General features: G+C 73.2%; 18 protein-coding genes and 1 tRNA gene. 14 read left to right on the top strand and 5 right to left on the bottom strand.

Features of this window, described 5'->3' with window-relative positions; all coding sequences use genetic code 11:
- Positions 1-69: 69 nt before the first annotated feature.
- Entirely contained in the window at positions 70-345 is a 276-nt protein-coding gene (locus AC1RSJ_RS09340; protein ID WP_493118089.1) for a DUF4031 domain-containing protein, read from the bottom strand.
- 29 nt (positions 346-374) lie between these two features.
- Between AC1RSJ_RS09340 and AC1RSJ_RS09335 the strand changes: the two genes are divergently transcribed.
- The 5 genes from AC1RSJ_RS09335 (at position 375) to proB (ending at position 4,256) form a co-directional block, all read left to right on the top strand.
- Complete coding sequence (locus tag AC1RSJ_RS09335; RefSeq protein WP_493118088.1) at positions 375-971, top strand: hypothetical protein; 597 nt, start codon at positions 375-377, stop codon at positions 969-971.
- A gap of 176 nt (positions 972-1,147) precedes the next feature.
- Positions 1,148-1,456: a 50S ribosomal protein L21 gene (gene rplU, locus AC1RSJ_RS09330; protein WP_493118087.1), complete on the top strand. Its 309-nt coding sequence runs from the start codon at positions 1,148-1,150 to the stop codon at positions 1,454-1,456.
- Between the two features lie 13 nt (positions 1,457-1,469).
- A complete protein-coding gene (gene rpmA, locus AC1RSJ_RS09325) occupies positions 1,470-1,724 on the top strand; it encodes a 50S ribosomal protein L27 (RefSeq protein ID WP_493118086.1) in 255 nt (84 codons plus the stop codon).
- Between the two features lie 103 nt (positions 1,725-1,827).
- The gene (gene obgE, locus AC1RSJ_RS09320) at positions 1,828-3,471 is read left to right on the top strand and encodes a GTPase ObgE (protein WP_493118085.1); all 1,644 of its coding nucleotides are present in this window, start codon (positions 1,828-1,830) and stop codon (positions 3,469-3,471) included.
- Complete coding sequence (gene proB, locus AC1RSJ_RS09315; RefSeq protein WP_493118084.1) at positions 3,468-4,256, top strand: glutamate 5-kinase; 789 nt, start codon at positions 3,468-3,470, stop codon at positions 4,254-4,256. The genes obgE and proB overlap by 4 nt, the downstream gene beginning before the upstream one ends.
- 411 nt (positions 4,257-4,667) lie before the next feature.
- Here the strand turns inward: proB and AC1RSJ_RS09310 are convergent, their stop codons facing one another.
- Positions 4,668-5,909, bottom strand: a complete 1,242-nt coding sequence (locus tag AC1RSJ_RS09310) for an MFS transporter (RefSeq protein ID WP_493118083.1) — start codon at positions 5,907-5,909, stop codon at positions 4,668-4,670.
- Between the two features lie 54 nt (positions 5,910-5,963).
- Here AC1RSJ_RS09310 and AC1RSJ_RS09305 point away from each other — a divergent pair, with 54 nt between their 5' ends.
- The 7 genes from AC1RSJ_RS09305 to AC1RSJ_RS09275 all read left to right on the top strand — a co-directional run bounded on the left by AC1RSJ_RS09305 (position 5,964) and on the right by AC1RSJ_RS09275 (position 11,983).
- The gene (locus AC1RSJ_RS09305) at positions 5,964-6,632 is read left to right on the top strand and encodes a GntR family transcriptional regulator (RefSeq protein ID WP_493118082.1); all 669 of its coding nucleotides are present in this window, start codon (positions 5,964-5,966) and stop codon (positions 6,630-6,632) included.
- Positions 6,633-6,641: 9 nt separating this feature from the next.
- Positions 6,642-7,955 (top strand): glutamate-5-semialdehyde dehydrogenase, encoded by a 1,314-nt coding sequence (locus AC1RSJ_RS09300; RefSeq protein ID WP_493118081.1) that lies wholly within the window; start codon positions 6,642-6,644, stop codon positions 7,953-7,955.
- 27 nt (positions 7,956-7,982) lie between these two features.
- On the top strand, positions 7,983-8,186 hold the full coding sequence (locus AC1RSJ_RS09295; RefSeq protein ID WP_493118080.1) for a hypothetical protein: 204 nt from the start codon (positions 7,983-7,985) through the stop codon (positions 8,184-8,186).
- A gap of 10 nt (positions 8,187-8,196) precedes the next feature.
- Complete coding sequence (nadD, locus tag AC1RSJ_RS09290; RefSeq protein WP_493118079.1) at positions 8,197-8,802, top strand: nicotinate-nucleotide adenylyltransferase; 606 nt, start codon at positions 8,197-8,199, stop codon at positions 8,800-8,802.
- A complete protein-coding gene (locus AC1RSJ_RS09285; protein WP_493118078.1) occupies positions 8,799-11,060 on the top strand; it encodes a hypothetical protein in 2,262 nt (753 codons plus the stop codon). The genes nadD and AC1RSJ_RS09285 overlap by 4 nt, the downstream gene beginning before the upstream one ends.
- Before the next feature lie 22 nt (positions 11,061-11,082).
- On the top strand, positions 11,083-11,463 hold the full coding sequence (gene rsfS, locus AC1RSJ_RS09280; RefSeq protein ID WP_493118077.1) for a ribosome silencing factor: 381 nt from the start codon (positions 11,083-11,085) through the stop codon (positions 11,461-11,463).
- A gap of 196 nt (positions 11,464-11,659) precedes the next feature.
- Positions 11,660-11,983, top strand: a complete 324-nt coding sequence (locus AC1RSJ_RS09275; protein ID WP_493118076.1) for a TFIIB-type zinc ribbon-containing protein — start codon at positions 11,660-11,662, stop codon at positions 11,981-11,983.
- 33 nt (positions 11,984-12,016) lie between these two features.
- On the opposite strand, the gene AC1RSJ_RS09270 is transcribed toward AC1RSJ_RS09275, so the two are convergent.
- Entirely contained in the window at positions 12,017-12,574 is a 558-nt protein-coding gene (locus AC1RSJ_RS09270) for an antibiotic biosynthesis monooxygenase (RefSeq protein ID WP_493118075.1), read from the bottom strand.
- Between the two features lie 81 nt (positions 12,575-12,655).
- Between AC1RSJ_RS09270 and AC1RSJ_RS09265 the strand changes: the two genes are divergently transcribed.
- Together AC1RSJ_RS09265 and AC1RSJ_RS09260 are read left to right on the top strand one after the other, a co-directional pair.
- A tRNA-Ala gene (locus AC1RSJ_RS09265) sits at positions 12,656-12,728 on the top strand.
- A gap of 98 nt (positions 12,729-12,826) precedes the next feature.
- On the top strand, positions 12,827-13,810 hold the full coding sequence (locus tag AC1RSJ_RS09260; RefSeq protein ID WP_493118074.1) for a squalene cyclase: 984 nt from the start codon (positions 12,827-12,829) through the stop codon (positions 13,808-13,810).
- Positions 13,811-13,929: 119 nt separating this feature from the next.
- Here AC1RSJ_RS09260 and AC1RSJ_RS09255 read toward each other — a convergent pair whose 3' ends face one another.
- On the bottom strand, positions 13,930-14,664 hold the full coding sequence (locus AC1RSJ_RS09255) for a ThuA domain-containing protein (RefSeq protein ID WP_493118073.1): 735 nt from the start codon (positions 14,662-14,664) through the stop codon (positions 13,930-13,932).
- Complete coding sequence (locus AC1RSJ_RS09250) at positions 14,661-15,770, bottom strand: Gfo/Idh/MocA family protein (protein WP_493118072.1); 1,110 nt, start codon at positions 15,768-15,770, stop codon at positions 14,661-14,663. The genes AC1RSJ_RS09255 and AC1RSJ_RS09250 overlap by 4 nt, the downstream gene beginning before the upstream one ends.
- Positions 15,771-15,787: the final 17 nt, after the last annotated feature.

Raw genomic sequence — 15,787 nt, 5'->3', positions numbered from 1 at the left:
GCCGACGGATTCGGATCGCTGAGCCTGTCGAAGCGCCCCTTCGACAGGCTCAGGGAGCCGAGATCGGCCTCAGTGCTTTGCGCGCTTGTCCCGCTGCCGCACCCGCAGGCCGGCGCGCTGGAGGCGCCGCAGCAGCTCCCGTCCGCTGACTTCGTGCGCGCCGCGGGCGATGAGCTCCGCGTGCCGCTCGAGCGGCACGTCGTAGTGGTCGTTGTCGAAGGCGCGGCGCGGGATGCCGGCCGCCCCGGCGAACGCGTGCAGCTCCTCGTAGGACGCATCGCTGACGAGGTGCGCCCAGAGGGTGCCGTGGGCCGGCCAGATAGGCTCGTCGATCAGCACCGTCACGCTCCGCAGTCTAGGAAAGGACCCACCCCGTGCCCGCATCACCGGCCCGGCGGCGGCTCGCCACGGCGCTCGGACGCCGGGGCATGATCGCCGCCCTGCTCGCCTCGGCCGGCGTCTTCGCCGTGCTGCTCCTGCAGGGCTTCCTCACCACCTCGCTCGCGACGAACGTGACGTTCGACCGGTTCGGGTTCGGCTTCGGGTCCGCGGCGCTCGGCCTCTGGCAGAGCCTGCTCGCCAGCTCGCTGCTCACCTGGCTGCCGTTCGCGATCGGCACGTTCCTCGTGCTCTGGCAGCTGGCGCCCATCGGGCCCGAGCTGCGGTTCGCGCACGTCGTGACCCGGGCGATCCTCGCCGCGGCCGGCGGCGTGCTCGTGGTCGTCTTCGTCGTCGTGATCGTCTCGGTCGTCACGACCGTCGCCCACCTGCCCGGCGTGTTCTTCGGCGGCAGGCCGGTGGCGGGGGAGCTGCAGGCGTTCGGCATCGAGGTGGCGAACGGCGTGCTCGCGGGCGTGCGGACGTTCATCCTCGAGGTGCCGCTCGTCGTGCTGGCGGGACTCCTGCTCTGGGGCTGGCAGCAGCGCCGGCCCGACGAGCACGACGTCGCGGGCGCCCTCGACGAGGTTTGACCGTCGGGCCCCGTCTCGCGTAGACTCGACCCTCGGTGTCCGCCTGGTTGTTCCGGTGGGCAGTCCTCGATCCCGCAGGGGGTGGATCCGGCATGCCGGATCCGTTCAGAACGGGACGCAGTCTTCGTCGCTCCGCCGCCAGGTGCGGGCGTCATCCCCGAGAAAAGGAATCATCCGTGGTTTACGCGATCGTGCGCGCCGGCGGCCGTCAGGAGAAGGTCGAGGTCGGCACCATCGTCGTCCTGGACCGCATCCAGGCCGACAAGGACGGCAACATCGAGCTCGCCCCCGTGCTCCTCGTCGACGGCGAGACCGTCACGCACGACGCGTCGGCGCTCGCCAAGGTGAAGGTCACGGCCGAGGTGCTCCGCAACGAGCGCGGCCCGAAGGTCATCATCCAGAAGTTCAAGAACAAGACCGGGTACAAGAAGCGCCAGGGTTTCCGCGCCGACCTGACCCGCGTCAAGATCACCGGCATCAAGTAAGGACCTCGGAGAGATGGCACACAAGAAGGGCGCGTCCTCGACCCGCAACGGTCGCGACTCGAACCCCCAGTACCTCGGCGTCAAGCGCTTCGGCGGCCAGGTCGTCAAGGCCGGCGAGATCATCGTCCGCCAGCGCGGCACCCACTTCCACCCCGGCGTGAACGTCGGACGCGGTGGCGACGACACGCTCTTCGCGCTGTCGGCCGGCTCGGTGGAGTTCGGCAGCAAGGGCGGCCGCAAGGTCGTCAACATCGTCCCGGCGGCCTGACGCCCGGACGCACAGTCATTGTGAGAGGGCGGGCTTCGGCCCGCCCTCTTCGCTTTCCCGCCGCACCGGATGATCCGGTCGGCCCTCTCGGAAGGAGCGGGGCATGGCGACCTTCGTCGACCAGGTGACCCTCCATCTCCGGGCGGGGCACGGCGGCAACGGCTGCGTCAGCGTCCGCCGCGAGAAGTTCAAGCCGCTCGCCGGGCCCGACGGCGGCAACGGCGGCGACGGCGGCGACATCGTGCTCGTCGCCGACCCGCAGGTCACGACGCTGCTGAACTACCACCGCTCGTCGCACCGCACGAGCCCGAACGGCAGCCAGGGCATGGGCGACAACCGCGCCGGCTCCACCGGCGAGGACACCGTGCTGCCCGTGCCGATCGGCACGGTCGTGCGCTCCGCCGACGGCGAGCAGCTCGCGGACCTCGTCGAGCCCGGCGCGCGGCTCGTCATCGCCGAGGGCGGCCAGGGCGGCCTCGGCAACGCCGCGCTCTCGACGACGAAGCGCAAGGCGCCCGGCTTCGCGCTGCTCGGCACGCTCGGCTGGGAGGGCGACGTCCGCCTCGAGCTGAAGACCGTCGCGGATGTGGCGCTCGTCGGCTATCCGAGCGCCGGCAAGTCGAGCCTCATCGCCGCGCTCAGCGCCGCGAAGCCGAAGATCGCCGACTACCCGTTCACGACGCTGCACCCGAACCTCGGCGTCGTCGAGGCCGGCACCTCGCGCTACACGATCGCCGACGTGCCAGGGCTCATCGAGGGCGCCAGCGAGGGGCGCGGCCTCGGCCTCGAGTTCCTCCGCCACGTCGAGCGCTGCTCGGCCCTGCTGCACGTGCTCGACTGCGCGACGCTCGAGTCGCGCCGCGATCCGATCAGCGACCTCGACGTCATCCTCGGCGAGCTGGGCAGGTACCCGGTGCCCGCCGGCCAGACGCCGCTGCTCGAGCGCCCCCAGCTCATCGCGCTGAACAAGGTCGACGTGCCGGAGGCGAAGGACCTCGCCGACCTCGTGCGTCCCGAGCTCGAGGCGCGCGGCTACCGCGTGTTCGAGGTCTCGGCGGTGTCGCGCTCCGGCCTCCGCGAGCTCTCGTTCGCGCTGGCGCAGCTCGTCGACGACGATCGCGCCGCGCGGCTCGTCGAGGCGCCCGCGCAGCGCATCGTGCTGCGTCCGCGCGCCGTCGACGCCCGCGACTTCGAGGTCGTGGTCGAGGGCGGCACCGAGACGATCTACCGGGTGCGCGGCACCAAGCCCGAGCGCTGGGTGCAGCAGACCGACTTCGCCAACGACGAGGCCGTCGGCTACCTCGCCGACCGGCTCGCGAAGCTCGGCGTCGAGGAGGAGCTCTTCAAGAAGGGCGCCACCCCCGGCTCGACCGTGGTCATCGGCCTCGGCACCGGCGAGATGGAGTTCGACTGGGAGCCGACGCTGACCTCGGCAGCCGAGCTCATCACGTCCCCGCGCGGCACCGACGCCCGCCTCGACGACAACCGCCGCGCCACCCGCGGCGAGCGCCGTGACGCCTACTTCGAGCGGATGGACGCCCGCGCGGCAGCCCGCGAGGAGCTGCGCTCCGAGCGCGACGCCGGTCTCTGGACCGAGCAGTACGCGAGCGACAACGAGTCCGACCGGCGCGGGGTGCGCACGCGGCTCGCGGCCGAGTACGCGGCTGCGGCGGACGGGGCGGAGTCTGAGGACGGCGCGGCGGAGCCGGATGACGCATCCGGCGCCGCGGATCGGGACGACGCGTGAGCGACGGCCTGCGCCCCGAGGTCACCGGGGCGCGCCGGATCGTCGTGAAGGTCGGCTCGTCGTCGATCAGCGGCGCGAACGTCCACCAGATCGACCCGCTCGTCGACGCCCTCGCGGCGGCGCACGGCCGCGACGTCGAGGTCGTGCTGGTCTCGTCCGGCGCGATCGCGTCCGCGCTGCCGTTCCTCGGACTCGACGCGCGACCGGACGACCTCGCCACGCAGCAGGCCGCGGCCGCGGTCGGCCAGAACATCCTGATCTACCGGTACCAGGAGAGCCTCCGCCGCTACCGCATCGTCGCGGGCCAGGTGCTGCTCACCGCGGGCGACCTCGAGCACGCGACGCCGCGCTCGAACGCGCAGCGGGCCATGGACAAGCTGCTCGGGCTGCGCATCCTGCCGATCGTCAACGAGAACGACACCGTGGCGACCCACGAGATCCGCTTCGGCGACAACGACCGGCTCGCGGCCCTCGTGAGCGAGCTCGTGTCCGCCGACCTGCTCGTGCTGCTCAGCGACGTCGACGCCCTGTACACGCGGCCCCCGCAGGAGCCGGGCGCGGAGCCGATCGCCCACGTCGCGTTCGGCGACGAACTCGCGGGCGTCGAGCTCGGTGAGGCCGGATCCGCGGGCGTCGGCACCGGGGGAGCGGGCACCAAGATCGCGGCCGCGCGGCACGCCGCCGCGGCCGGAGTGCCGGTCGTGCTCACGTCGACCGCCGGCGTCGGCCGGGCGCTCGCCGGCGAGGTGACCGGCACGTTCTTCGCCGCCCGGCCGCGCGGCTGAGCCGCGCGGGCGCATCCACCGGTCCGTCGATCGGCCGATCTGCCGATCCGTTCTGCAGGATGTTCCGCAGGTCTGCACACGGATTCGGGCTCTCCCGTCCTGCACAACGGGGCGGTCCTGCACAACGGCGGCTGCCCCGGGTCAGCACCGGGGGCGATGCGGTCGAGACCGTTCGTCCGGGATGCGGATGCCGATGTGCCGGGTGCGCCTCACCGCCCTCAGGGGCCACAGGATCCCGGACGATGTGCATCGCCCTCCGGCTCTTCGGACATCCCGAGGCCGATGAGCCGGATGCGCAACACGCGTCCCCTGCGCAACGGGTTGTCCGACGAGCCGGACAGCACACCCTCCAGCGCCAGCGCCAGCGCCAGCGCCGACACCAACCCGGCCGGAGCGGAGCCGCCCCGCCGGCTACATCCGGTCGCGTTCCAGCCGGGACGAGGGGATGAGCGGCGTCGCGATCGCCGGAGCCAGCGCCGTCAGCGCGAAGGCCGCCGGGAAGCCGACGAGCCCGATGAGCGCCCCGATCCCGGGGCCGACGAGTGCGGCGGCGAGGAACTGGCCGGTGTTCTGCGCGCCGAGCGCGCGGCCCGCCCAATAGGGTCCGGCGAACTCGGCGACGGCGGTGAAGGCGAGGCCGTTGTCCGCGACGCTGACGCACGTCGCCAGCACGTACGCGACGACGACCGCGACGGGCCACTCGAGCGTGCCGGCGGCGGCGGTGAGCAGCAGCAGCGCGATGCCGGCCAGCGCCACCCAGCGCAGCGGACGCAGCCGGCTGCCGACGGCGTCGCTGAGCACCCCGACGCCGATGCGGCCGAGCGCTCCTGCGAACTGCGCGCCGGCGACGAGCACGCCGGCGGCGAGCGCGGTCCAGCCGAGGTCGCCCACGAGCCAGACCAGCCCGAAGGTGGAGAGCGCGAACTGCGGCACCACGAGCAGGGCGGAGACGCCGTGGATGCGCCACAGCACGCCCTCGCGGTACGGATGCGTCGCAGGCGCGCCGTCGGCCCCGGCCCCGGCCAGAGCCCCGGCCCCGGCCCCGGCCTCCGGCTTCGGAGGCCGCGGCGGGTCGACGACGAGCAGCGCGCAGAGCACCGCCGACACCCCGACCGCGACGGCGCCGAGCAGCAGTGCCGGCGCGACGGACCCGGATGCGACGAGCGGCGGCACGGTGAGCGCGGCCGCCGCGACGCCGAGCGGCTGGCAGGTCTGGCGGATGCCCATGGCCAGCCCGCGACGGTGCTTCGGGAACCAGCCGACGACGACGCGGCCGCTCGCCGCGTTCGTGGAGGCCGTGCCGGCGCCGGCGACGAGCAGCGCGATCCCGAGTCCGACGTAGCCGGGAGCGATGACGGCCGCGAGCACCGCGACGGTCGTGAGCGCGAGGCCGGCGGCCAGCACGATCCGCTCGCCGTAGCGGTCCGCGAGCCAGCCCCAGAGCACGAGGGTGAGCACGAGGCCGAGGTTCGGGGCCGCCGCGAGCAGTCCGGCCTCCGCCAGCGACAGCCCGCGCTCGCGGTGCAGGAGCGGGATGAGGAACGCCGGCGTCGACACGACGAGCGTGCCGGCGGCCTGCGCCACCACGCCCACGCCGAGCATGAGCCAGGGCCGGGGCGTGCGGGCGCGTACGATCTCGGCGGTGCTGGTCACAGCCGAAGCATATGGAATACCGTGCTGGTATACCAACTGGCGCCAGGAGGATCCATGCCCGACACCGAGACGCAGGCCGACGTCGTGTACGCCCGCCTCCGCCGACGCATCCTCGACCTCGAGCTGCCGCCGGGGGAGCCGATCAGCGAGCGCGGCCTCGAGGCCCACGTCGGCGCGAGCCGCACGCCCGTGCGCGCCGCCCTCGCGCGGCTGGAGTCCGCGGGCCTGGTGCGCCGCGCCGGCCGCGGCTGGATCGTCGCGCCGCTCGACGTCGAGGAGATCGAGCAGCTCGGCGTCTACCGCGAGGCGCTCGAGACGACGGCGGTGCGGATGGCGGCGGCCCGCGCCGACCGCGACGAGCTCGCCGCTCTCGGTGCCGAGGCCGCGCCGCCCGCGGCCGGCGGCAGCGCGGAGGCGCTCGACGAGGCCACGGACTTCCATGTGAGGCTCGCGCTGCTCAGCGGGAACGTCTTCCTGGCCGACGGCATCCGCTCCGCGCTGGTGCGGCTCGAGCGTGCCCGCTGGCTCGAGGTGCAGGATGCCGCGTCGCGTGAGCGGAGCGCCGCCGAGCACGCGGCGATCGTCGCGGCGGTCGCGGACGGCGACGGCGACCGCGCGGCGGAGCTCGTGCGCGCCCACGCCGTGCACGCCCGCGAGCGGTCGCTCGAGGTGCTGCGCAGCGACCGCGCCCGCGGCCTGCGGGTGCTCGACGGCGCTCGGTAGACTCCGGCCATGTCGCAGACGGTCCCGACCGCGCCCGGATCCGCCGCCGATCGCGATGGCGCCGCACCGGCCGCGCAGCTCGACGTCGACGCCCTGCTCACCGCGTCGCGGGCGGCGTCGAAGCGGCTCGCGCAGGCCACCCGCGCCGAGAAGGACGCCGCGCTCGAGGCCATCGCGACGGCGATCGAGACCGGCGCCGAGCGCATCCTGCCGGCCAACGAGCTCGACCTGGCGAACGGCCGCGAGGCCGGGCTCAGCGCCGCGCTGCAGGACCGCCTCCGCCTCGACGCGGGCCGCCTCGCCGGACTCGCGGATGCGGTCCGGCACATCGCGCGGCTGACCGATCCGGTGGGCGAGGTCGTGCGCGGCTCGCGGCTGCCGAACGGCGTCGCGCTGACCCAGGTGCGCGTGCCCTTCGGCGTCGTCGGGGCGATCTACGAAGCCCGTCCGAACGTCACGGTCGACATCGCGGCACTGGCGCTCAAGAGCGGCAACGCGGTCGTGCTCCGCGGCGGCAGCGCCGCGCTGCACAGCAACGCCGTGCTCGTCGAGCTGATCCAGGGCGCGCTGGCGGAGGCCGGCCTTCCGTCCGCCGCGGTGCAGACCGTCGATCCGCTGGGACGCGAGGGCGGCCGTCGCCTCATGCGGGCCCGCGGACTCGTCGACGTGCTCGTGCCGCGCGGCAGCGCCGACCTCATCCGCACGGTCGTGGCGGAGTCGACCGTCCCGGTGATCGAGACGGGCGCCGGCGTCGTGCACCTCGTGCTCGACGCGAGCGCCGACGCGGCGATGGCCGCGGAGATCGCCGTCAACGCGAAGACGCAGCGGCCGAGCGTCTGCAACACGGTCGAGACCCTGCTCGTGCACGCGGACGCCGCCGAGCGCGTGCTGCCGACCGTGCTCGGCGCGCTCCGCGCCGCGGGCGTGACGCTGCACGCCGACGAGCGCACGCGGGCCCTGTTCGCCGATGCCGTGCCGGCCACCGACGAGGACTGGGCCGCCGAGTACATGAGCCTCGACCTCGCCGTGCGGGTCGTCGACGACCTCGACGCCGCGATCGCCCACATCGACCGGTGGTCGACGCACCACACCGAGTCCATCGTCACCGAGGACCTCGCGAGCGCGGAGCGGTTCCTCGCGGAGGTCGACTCCGCCGTGGTCATGGTGAACGCCTCCACGAGGTTCACCGACGGCGGCGAGTTCGGCTTCGGCGCGGAGGTGGGCATCTCCACCCAGAAGCTGCACGCCCGCGGCCCGATGGGTCTGCCCGAGCTCACCAGCACGAAATGGCTGGTCAGGGGCGCGGGTCAGGTCAGGAACTGACCAGGGCGCGCCGCTAGACTCGCAACCATGCTGCCCGCCCTCATCACGATCCTCGCCGAGACCGAGGAGCGCGCGCCGCTGCTCATGCCGGCGTGGATCTTCCCGCTGCTGGCCGCGGTGTTCTTCGTGATCGCCGGCTTCGTCGTGTGGAGCTACCGCGACGTGGCCCACCGCCACGACGAGAAGCTGACCGGCGCCGACGGGCACGACGCCGGGCACGGCGGGCACTGAGCCCGACCGGATGACCGTCGTCGTCACCGGCCGCCGCCCGCGCATCGGAGTGATGGGCGGCACGTTCGACCCCATCCACCACGGCCACCTCGTGGCCGCGAGCGAGGTCAAAGCCCACTTCGAGCTCGACGAGGTCGTGTTCGTGCCGACCGGCGAGCCCTGGATGAAGCGGGTCGTCACCGAGGCCGAGCACCGCTACCTCATGACGGTCGTCGCGACCGCCTCCAACCCCGACTTCACGGTGTCGCGGGCGGACATCGACCGGTCCGGTCCGACCTACACGATCGACACCCTCCGCGACATGCGGCGGCAGCATCCGGACGCCGATCTGTTCTTCATCACGGGCGCCGACGCGGTCGCGCAGATCGTGGAATGGAAGGACGTGGACGAGCTCTGGGAGCTCGCGCACTTCGTCGCCGTGAGCCGTCCTGGACATACGCTGAGCATTCGCGGATTGCCGGAGCACGGCGTAAGCTCGCTGGAAATACCCGCGCTGGCCATCTCCTCGACGGATTGCCGGGCTCGAGTGGGCCGGGGGCACCCGGTCTGGTATTTGGTCCCCGACGGTGTTGTCCAGTACATCTCCAAGCACCATCTCTATCGGAGTGAGACATGACGACCTACCAGGACCAGCCGTGGTCCCGGCGCGTCATGCGCGACGGGGCCGAGGGCGACGCGGACGCGCCGCGTGAGACGCCGCTCTCGCCGGGCGCCGGCGCCGAGCCGCTCGACTACATGACCCAGCAGCGTGCCGCGCAGGGCGACGCCGAGCCGTTCCGCTCGCGCCGTGCGCCGGAGCACCGCGACGACAGCGCGCTCCCGCCGACGCAGCAGCTGCCCGCGCAGGATGCGCCCCGCTACCGGATGCGCGACTACAGCCCGGAGGGGCGCGCGACGCCCTCCTGGGCGCCCACCTACTCGCGGACCCCGGACTCGTATCCGGGCGCCTCGGGTGAGCGGCTCGACTACCGCACCCAGCAGCGCGCCGACCAGCAGGATGCCCCGTCGGCGTCCGCCGGCGACGAGGGCGCGCAGGACGCGACGCCGCGTCCGCTGTCGCCGTCCGGCATCCCGGACCCGGTGATCACGCAGACCATGACGCGACGCGAGCTGCGCCGCCTCCGCGAGCAGCAGGAGGCCGCCGCGGCCGGCGGCGCCGGCTTCGACGCGCCGGAGCGCCCCGTCGACGAGGGCGCCGTGGAGGCGCAGGCCGGCGAGGAGCAGGCCGGCGAGGGACAGGCCGACGAGGCCGCTTCGAGCGAGGGCCAGGTCGACGAGGCCGTCGCGGAGGATGCTGCCGCCGAGGGCGCGGCTCCGTGGGGCCCTGCCGTGTTCTACGGGGACTCGCGCCCCGCCGAGGCTGCGTCCGCCGACGTCGAGACGCCTGCGGACGAGACCCCCGCTGACGAGACCGCAGCGCCCGCGGAGGGTGATCTCGCCGAGTCGGAGGCGCCCGAGTCCCAGGACATCGCCGAGACCTCGGCCGAGGCCGCCGAGCCGCCGCACGCGGCGGAGACCTCCGTCCGTCCCGACATCACGGCGCCCGGACTCCCGGCGCACGAGAGCTTCTGGGCGGCCCCGCCGGCGAGCGAGCCGTGGCGCGACGCGCCCCCGCCGACGCTCGACGACCCGATCGAGCACACCGGTCCGATGCCCGGCGCCGGGACGGCGGCCGAGTCGGAGCCGACCGCCGAGCAGTCGTCAGAACAGCAGGCCCCAGACCAGCAGGCCGCCGAGCAGCCTGCCGCAGAGCAGCCCGCCGCGCCGGACGACCTCGACGCCTGGGTCGCATCCGTGTTCGACCCGGAGCACGCCGACACGGTGATCCGCGGCGTCGACGAGGGGTCCGCTCCGACCGACCCGGGTCCGTTCGCGCTCGTCGAGCCGCCGGAGCCGGAGCGCTGGACGCCCGGTCCGGATGCCGAGGCGCCCGGCGGGCCGTCCGTGCTCGCCGACCTGTTCACGCCGCCGGCCGCCGCCGAGCCGGAGCCCGTCGTCGATGCACCGGCACCGGACGCCGCCGACCCGCTGAGCTTCCTCGCCGGTCCGACCGCCGCGGAGCGCGTCGACCTGCCGGCCCCGCCCGGCGCCGCCGAGGCGCCCGCGGACGAGGCCGCGCCGGAGTCGTCAGAGCCGACACCGGAGCCGGTCGCCGCGCAGACCCCGGACCCGCAGACCGTCGACGCGCAGACCCCGGATCCGCAGCCCGATGACCCGCAGGTCGTCGACGCCGAGATCGTCGACGCCGACGTGGTGGACGCGCCCGTCGAGCCGACGCCCGAGCCCGCCGCGCCGCCGGTCGACGCCGTCGAGGCCGTGCTCGAGCCGGAGGCCGAGCCCGCACCCGAGCTGCATCCGATCGTCATCGACGCCGTGCCGCTGCCGGCCGAGCCGCTCCCGACCGAGTCGACCGCCGTGCACTGGTCCGATCTCGCCGCGCTCCCGGACGACGACGACCTGTTCGTCGCCAGCCGCGACGTGGTCGGCGGCCATGGCGTCATCACGACGAACGCGCTCGTGCTGCCGTCGATCCCGCAGCCCGAGCTGGCCGGTCCGCTGACCGGCGAGATCATGGTGACCGGTTCGATCGACCTGCCGCTCGCCCTGTCGTCGACGGGCGCCCACCCGACGCAGCTCGACCAGTCGCACCTCGACCACGAGCTCGACCCGGGCGACCATCAGGTCGCGTCCACCGAGTCGCAGCCGGTGCGCGCGATCAAGGCCGTGAGCACCCACACCTCCACCCGCGGCATGATGACGAGCACGAAGCCGCGCGGCAACCGCAACCTGACCGTCCTGATCGTCGTGACGGGCGGCCTCGCCGTCGTCGTCGCGGGCCTGCTCGTCACCGGCCTGCTCACGAACGCGTTCTGATGACCACCGATCGAGGAGTCGAGTGACCGCCTCCGACCACGCCCGCGAGCTGCTGCGCATCGCCGCCGCCGCAGCCGACGACAAGCAGGGGGAGGATCTGGTCGCGCTCGACGTGACCGATCAGCTGCCCCTCACCGACGTCTTCCTCCTCGTCACCGGCCGCAACGAGCGCAACGTGCTCGCGGTCGCCGGCGAGATCGAGGACAAGCTCATCGAGTCCGGGGCGAAGCCGCTCCGTCGCGAGGGCCGCGGCGAGGGGCGCTGGGTGCTCCTCGACTTCGGCGACCTCGTGGTGCACGTGTTCCATGAGGAGGACCGCATGTACTACTCGCTCGAGCGGCTCTGGCGCGATTGCCCGGTGATCCCGCTCGACCTCCCCGACCACGAGCAGCGCAGAGCCTGAGGTTCCGCCGTTTCGCACCAATGCGCAGCATTGGTGCGAGTGCCGCGAAACGTTCTGCCGCGGTCGTGACATTCGGCCGCACTCGTCATCCGCGGGTGGGTCACGACGCCGCGCACCGGCGTTCTCCCGGCGTCTGCGGGGCGGTCTCACCGGATGAGCGGGGCGGTCCGCCAGACCGCTCCGGCAGAGTCGGAGCATGCGATGCCCCACCGATGACACGACCCTGGTGATGTCCGAGCGCGCGGGCGTGGAGATCGACTACTGCCCCGAGTGCCGCGGCGTCTGGCTCGACCGCGGCGAGCTCGACAAGATCCTCGAGAAGACCGGTGCGGCCTCCTCCGCTCCGGTCGCCGCCGCGCCCCAGTACGCGGACCGGCGCGACGACCGCCGCGACGACCGTCGGGACGATCGCCGCTACGAGGAGCGCCGGTACGACCAGCCGCAGTACGCCGACCACCGCTCCGAGCAGCCGCGCAGACGCAAGAAGGAGAACTTCCTCATGGAGCTCTTCGGCGACTGAGCGCCGCACCCCACGGGGGCGCACCCCACGGGCTCAGCGCACCCCGCGCAGCAGCCACGGCCGCAGCGCCCGCGTGATCAGCGGCAGCGCGAAGTAGGTCATGACCGGCGTCACGCAGACGACGAGCAGCAGCACGCGCAGCGGGAGCGGCCACGACCCGGTGACGTACCCGAGCAGCCAGTTCGCGAGCAGGCTCAGCGGGTAGAACGCGACGAAGATCGCCACCATCTGCTTCCAGCGCGGCGGTGCCGCAGGCGCGTCCCGGATGACCTCCACGGTGGCCGGCTCGTCGAACCAGCCCTCGATGCCGGTGCGGCGCTGCTGCGTCTCGCCCGCGACCAGATCCTGCGCGGAGGCGACCCACCAGGCCCGCTCGGGCGACCGCTCCCAGGCGTCCAGGCTGTCGCGATCCGCGAAGCGGAACAGCATGTGCCACTGCGGCCCGTCGGACTCGGATCGCACCCATCCGGACCCGAGGTAGCCCGGCTGCGCCGACATGAGATCCTGCCCGGCGCGCGCCCAGGCGGCCACCTCGGCGGCGCGCGCGGGGTCGACGGTGCGGGTGATGCTCACGGTGATCGGATCCGTCATCCCACCATCCTCGCGCCCGCCGCCCGGTTCGGAGACCGCGGTCGGATGTAGTAACCTGTCGTAGTTGCCCGCAAGGGCTCCGGGCCTGTGGCGCAGTTGGTAGCGCACCTGCATGGCATGCAGGGGGTCAGGGGTTCGAATCCCCTCAGGTCCACAGAACTCGCCCCGGTCCACCACCGGGGCGTTCTGCTGTCCGGGGCTCTATGCTCCCAGAGGTCCGCACTGTCACCGCCACCGGGTAGCGTGCCGCGCATGACGGACACGACCGTGCGCGACGACGTGATCGACTGGCTGCTCGACCAGGACCCGGCCCTGCGCTGGCGGGTGGAGCGCGACCTCGTGGGCGCGCCGCCGGAGGTCTGGCAGGCCACGCGCGAGCGGGTCGCGACCGAGGGAATGGGCGCCCGGCTGCTCGCGCTCCAGGACCCGGACGGGCAGTGGGACGGCGGCGCGTACTTCCCATCCGCAGAGCACCGCGCAGCCGCGGGCGACGACGAGGCCCCCGGCCAGCCGTGGACGGCCACGACCTGGACGCTGAACACCCTCCGCGACCTCGGCCTCGGAGCCGAGCACCTCGCCGGCACGGCCGAGCGGCTCCGCGAGCACGCGAGGTGGGAGTACGAGGACCTGCCCTACTGGGATGGCGAGGTCGACGTCTGCATCAACGCGTTCACGCTGGCCAACGGCACCTGGCTCGGGGCGGACGTGTCGCCGATCGTGCGCTTCCTGCAGGAGCACCGCATGGAGGACGGCGGCTGGAACTGCGAGTGGGAGAACGGGTCGACGCGGTCGTCGTTCCACTCCACGATCAATGCGCTGAACGGCATCCTGTACCGCGAGCAGGCGACGGGGGCGACGGATCTCACGGAGGCGCGGCACGCCGCCGAGGAGTACCTGCTGGTGCGACGGGGCACGTCGAAGCTCAGCACCGGCGAGCCGGCGGTCGACACGCTCGAGCGCTTCACCTGGCCGTTCCGCTTCGTGTACACGGCGCTCCACGCCGCCGAGTACTTCCGCGCCGCATCGGTGCACGACGGCACGGCGCCGGACGAGCGGATCGCCGACCTCATCGAGACGGTGCGCCGCCGCCGGACGGACGACGGACGCTGGATCCAGGACCGGCGCTTCCAGGGCCGGGTGTGGTTCGAGCTCGATGTGCCCGAGGGCGAGCCGTCGCCGTGGCTCACGTACTCCGGCACACGGGTGCTGCAGTGGTGGGATGCGGCGCACGCCTGACGACGCATGCTGACGCGGCGAAGCCCCGGTCCGCGCGGTGCGGGCCGGGGCTTCGGGGCTTCGGGGCTTCGGGGCTTCGGGGCTTCGGGGCTTCGACAGGCTCAGCCGCCCGAGGTGGGTCAGCCCTGCTGCAGGAACCAGTCGCGGGGCGCGTTCGGCGCCGTCGCGAGCTCGCGCCCGAGGGTCGGGGCGACCCAGTGCACGGCGTTCGTCAGCACGTCGCGGATCTCCGCCTGGTGGTACACCGGGTACTCCTGGTCGCCGGGGGAGAAGTAGAACACCCGGCCCTTGCCGCGCTCGTAGGTCGCACCGCCGCGGAACACCTCGCCGCCCTCGAACGAGGAGATGAAGATCAGCTCGTCGGGGGTCGGGATCTCGAACGGCTCGCCGTACATCTCCTGCGCGGGGATGACGATCGGGTTCGGGATGCCCTGGGCGATGGGGTGGCGCGGGGCCACGGTCCAGACCAGCTCGCGCTCGCCGTCGTTGCGCCAGATCAGCGAGTTCGTGGTGCCGGTGATGCGCTGGAAGATCTTCGAGTAGTGCCCGGAGTGCAGCACGATCAGGCCCATGCCGGACAGCACGGCGTCGTGCACGCGCTGCTCGACCTCGTCGGAGACCTCGCCATGGGCCATGTGGCCCCACCAGAGCAGCACGTCGGTGCCGTCGATCCGCTCCTGCGTCAGCCCGTGCTCGGGCTCCTGCAGGGTCGCGGTGCTCACCTGGTGCTCGGTGCCGAGGCGCTCGCGGAGGCCCTCCGCGATGACGGTGTGGATGCCGTCCGGGTAGTGCCCGACGACCTTCGGGTCTCCGCTGGTCTCGTGCCAGTTCTCGTTCCAGACGACGATGTTCACTGGTCGACCTCCACTTCGCGGCCCGCGGCCGCCGATTCGTACACGGCATCGATCACCCGGGTGCGGTGCAGCGCGAACTCGCCGTAGTTGTTCGCGTAGTCGCCCGTCCGGATCGTGGCGAGGAACTCGGCGATCACCGAGGCGTGGTGCCCGTGGGGCACCTGCACGTCCGGCACGAGCTCGACCGGTCGGCCGGCCTCGATGCGGAAGACCTGGATGGTGCCGCTCGTGGCGTAGTCCCGGACGAACAGGCGGATGCCGCCGGTGGAGCCCTTCAGCTCGACCTCGATGTCCTCCTTGGTCTTCGAGAACTCGGCCCAGGAGGCCTCCAGGCGCACGCTGCCGCCGGTGTCGAGGCGCAGCAGCGCGCTCGCGAAGTCCTCGACCTCGTACGGGTTGTCGGAGCCGGTGGAGCCCGGGTTGACCGCGGCGGCGCCGCCGATGCCCTGACGGCCGAGCTCGCCGTAGGCGACGCCGCTGACGCGGGTGACCTTCGGCTCGCCGAGCAGGTTCAGCACGATGTCGAGCACGTGCGAGCCGAGGTCGATGAGCGGACCGCCGCCGGCGAGCGCCTTGCTCGTGAACCACGAGCCGAGGCCCGGGATGCCGTTGCGGCGGGTCCAGCTGGCGGTGGCGTGGTAGACGGTGCCGATGGGGTTCTCGGCGAGGTAGCGGGCGATCCACTGCACGTCGGCGCGACGGCGGTGGTTGTAGCTCACCTCGAGCACGCGGTCGTTGGCGCGGGCCGCGTCGACCATCTTCTGCGCGAGCTGCGCGTTGAGGGAGATCGGCTTCTCGCTGATGACGTGCTTGCCCGCCTCGAGCGCGGCGATCGCGATCTCGTGGTGGGAGGCGTTCGGCACGGCGACGCTGACGATGTCGAGATCGCCGTCGGCGATCATCGACTGCCAGCTCTCGAAGGTCTGCTCCGGGCCGAGCTCGTCGGCGGCGGCGGAGAGGCGGTTCGGGGCCGGGTCGGCGAGCGCGGCGAGCACGGCGTCATCCGAGGCGGAGTAGCTCAGTGCGTGCTGCGTCCCGGCCCAGCCGAGACCCACGACACCGGCGCGGAGGGGACGGGTCGAATCGATTCGATCGGGTGTTGACACCCGGAGAACGCTACCGG

The organism is Schumannella sp. GW821-FHT10F01 (assembly GCF_058809295.1).
The sequence above is the reverse complement of the archived record's forward strand: the minus strand, read 5'-3'. Positions and strand labels throughout refer to the sequence as shown.